The sequence below is a fragment of the Treponema sp. R6D11 genome (genome assembly GCF_054786075.1).
The window spans coordinates 1-3,079 of the sequence record NZ_BDHD01000198.1; the positions used below are offsets into that span (position 1 = coordinate 1).

General features: G+C 43.1%; 4 protein-coding genes. All 4 read right to left on the minus strand.

Going from position 1 to position 3,079, the window contains the following annotated elements; genetic code table 11:
• On the minus strand, positions 1-422 hold a 422-nt coding region (locus ACYVTD_RS11060), incomplete at its 3' end, for a hypothetical protein (RefSeq protein ID WP_461247827.1).
• Between the two features lie 190 nt (positions 423-612).
• Entirely contained in the window at positions 613-1,878 is a 1,266-nt protein-coding gene (locus ACYVTD_RS11065) for an endo-1,4-beta-xylanase (protein ID WP_461247828.1), read from the minus strand.
• A gap of 22 nt (positions 1,879-1,900) precedes the next feature.
• The gene (locus ACYVTD_RS11070) at positions 1,901-2,734 is read right to left on the minus strand and encodes an FAD binding domain-containing protein (protein WP_461247829.1); all 834 of its coding nucleotides are present in this window, start codon (positions 2,732-2,734) and stop codon (positions 1,901-1,903) included.
• Positions 2,718-3,079: (2Fe-2S)-binding protein (locus ACYVTD_RS11075; protein ID WP_461247830.1), on the minus strand; the 362-nt coding region annotated here is incomplete at its 5' end. The genes ACYVTD_RS11070 and ACYVTD_RS11075, both read right to left, overlap by 17 nt.

The window sequence follows — 3,079 nt, forward strand, 5'->3', positions numbered from 1 at the left end:
GCTTTAATCGTCAGGTCAAAACCGGTGTTGGAACTGTATCTGGGACGGGGAATTGCCACAACGTTCCATGTGTCCTTTGTGGTAATAAAAACATCGACCGGGATTTTTCCGTCTTCATCAGGCTGTCCGATTGTATAATCTATACTGACGGTGTCTAAAACCCTTTCATTGTAAAGAAGCTGTCTTTTATCATTTATATATTTTTCCAGTTCCGAAAACCCCGTAATTTCCACGCCTGTATAAAGTTCCCCTTTTCTTATTAACGCGAAGGAGCGGGTTCTGCCCGTAATGTTAAAAGAAAATGAATTGATGATATAAACGGAGTTATTTTGCGGATCTTCCTGCGAGAACGCCGCAGAGCAAATGAGAAAGAAAAATAAAAAAAATACAAAAAAATTGTACTTGTAAGATAATTTGCGCAAAAGAATCCCTAAAATCCCGTAAAAAACAGAATTATAACCCAAAAAATAACCTGCCGGAAAACGGCGGACGCCTGGCGCACCGGCGGCCGAAACACGCTCAATGAAACCGGCGATTTTTGCTTAATTATTGATAATATATCAAGAAAAAATGGGAATTTCAACCTAATTACCGCTAAAATCGCGATATTTTTCACTGTTTTTTAATTAAACACGGGGTTTCTGCCCCCTGCCATGTGATAAATAAAGGTTTATCCGAGACATCAAGAAGCGTATCAGACGGTATAGGGGTATTAAGACCTGTGGATATATCATGAAGCAGGGCGGTTACAGGAAGATTAATCATAATTTTTTGCGTGTTTTTCTTGTCATTCCAAAGAATAAGGGCGTTATAGCCGGAAATACCGTCCAAAAAACAAAATGAAACGACATTCGAAGGCACATTTTTCCTTTGCGGCAATTCAGGAACGTAACGCGAACCGGGAAGAAAACGGGCGCACAGTTCGTAGGCGAAAGAGCCCGGTTTCCGGCTGAAATCTTTATAAATTAGCCCGAAAAAATCTTCGGAATTCATGCTTTTTATTCCCGGCTCCAGACTGTCGAACATATGATACCATAACAGAACCCTCGCGCCTCTTGCGGCGTCTCCGGCGATGGTTTTTACTATATAGTCGGGAAATTTATCATTGGAAACTTTGTTGGGATACCATCCCCCCGTCGGGAATCCCATTTCCGTTACCCATACGGGGCCGGAGTAATTAATTTCCGAGAGGGTTTTTGTGAATTTGTCGTAAAGCTTCATAGAACCGGAAGGATTAACGGCGTAAGGGTGAAAGGCGAGGGCGTCCAATACTTTTACGGCTCCGGCTTTATGCATTTTTTTGATAAACATAGTAGGGGTGCGGCTAAAAGCGCCGCCTATAATATACGCGTCAGGATCGGTTTTGCGTATTACGGCCGCTGTAAGTTTTGTTAAATTAAAATATTCGCCGTCTTTTCCTTTCCAGAATAATATGTTGGGTTCGTTCCAGACGCACCATGCGTCAACCTGTCCCTTATAACGGCGTACCGTTTCTTCGACATAACGCAAAAAAAAAGGCATATCTTTTTTTGATATGTAATATGTTGATTTTCCCAATGAAGTTGAATAATTAGACCCGTATCCCAATACGCCGATAATTTTTTTCCCCTGCCTTTTTGCCTCGTTTACATATTTGTCGTAATGGGAAAAATCGAAGCGGTCTTTTTCAGGTTCAATTGAACTCCAATAAAAAGTGTTCAGTATCCATTTGGCGCCCATCTGTTCCAAAAGTTTTTCTTCTTTAATGTCAAAGGTTCTCGCCGCGTGGACTATTCCCAAAAAATCTTCAGGTATGGAAGCCTGTTTCCCCGAAGTAGGCGGAGTGGAAGCGCAGGAAAAAACAAGCATGGATAATAAAAGCCCTAAGAAACTTTTCACGCTGTAACCACCTTGTTAGTCCCTATTCCGTAAGGTTAAAAACGTTTATTTCTATGCAGTTTATCATCTCATATTTTGAAAAATCGTCCATTTCATCGTTATGGGACAGAAACTCCTTCCAGTTTTCGACAAAATCGGCTGCTGTTTTGCGGTGCAAGGGCAGGTGGTTGCCGATTAATATGCCTTCCGCGTTCTTATTCCTTATAATCGTATTCCCTTTACAGACGATTTTTATGTCGGAAAGTATGTTTTTTTGGGCTTTTGCGAGAAAAGTGACGGTTTTATGGTTATACATGTCTTCGGAAAAGAATTTCTTGTACATTGAATAATCCCATTGGTGAAGGGGCAGTCTGATTCTCGTAAGGATTTCCCTTTTATCCCCGGAAGTACGGTCTTCTTCCAAGTGAAAGCGCGAAGCGGAAACCCACCTGGAGTTTTGGGCGCTCTTTAATTCATATTGCGCGTCGAGGGCGACAAGGGGGGCGGGGATGTCAAGCAGGCGGGTAGAACAGCAGACGTTGCCGCCTATGGTCGCGACATTCCTCAGTTGGACTCCGCCTATACTTTCCATGCAGGCGCAAAGAACTTCCGGCACTATTTTTCCCAGCTTGATTATTTTATTTAGTATTACCATTGAGCCGATTTCAAGATAATGTTCCGTCCTTGTAATATTTTGAAGCTCCGTCATATTGTCAAGGCAGATTATGACGGGCGGAAGGTCTATAATGGTCTTGCTTTGCTTCCACAAGAGGAACGTTCCTCCGGCGTAGGGTTGGGCGGACGGGTTCTGGTTCCACGCGGAAAAAAGCTCGTTAAACGAACTTGGGTAAAATATTCTGTTAAGCAGAACGTCCATACAATCTCCTGTGGCGTATTTCGATTATGTGGTTTACCGCCTCTACCAGCCTGTCAATGTTCGTGCAACGGCAGTTAATTCCCGCAAAACCCATAATGATTTCTTCCCTTGTCGGGTTTGGGAGCCGTTCAAGAAGAGTCTCGGTACATAAAATTTTTCCCGCTTCGCAGTAGCCGCAATTTCCCAAATGCACTTCCTTAAAACCCGTTAATATTTCATTGTACTCGTCCGTCTGGGAAAATCCCTCTATCGTTATAATCTCGCTCCCCTTTATCCTGAACGCCGGTATCATGCAGGCGGATGTTACGTTCCCGTTAAAGATTATCGAACACGCCCCGCACTGGC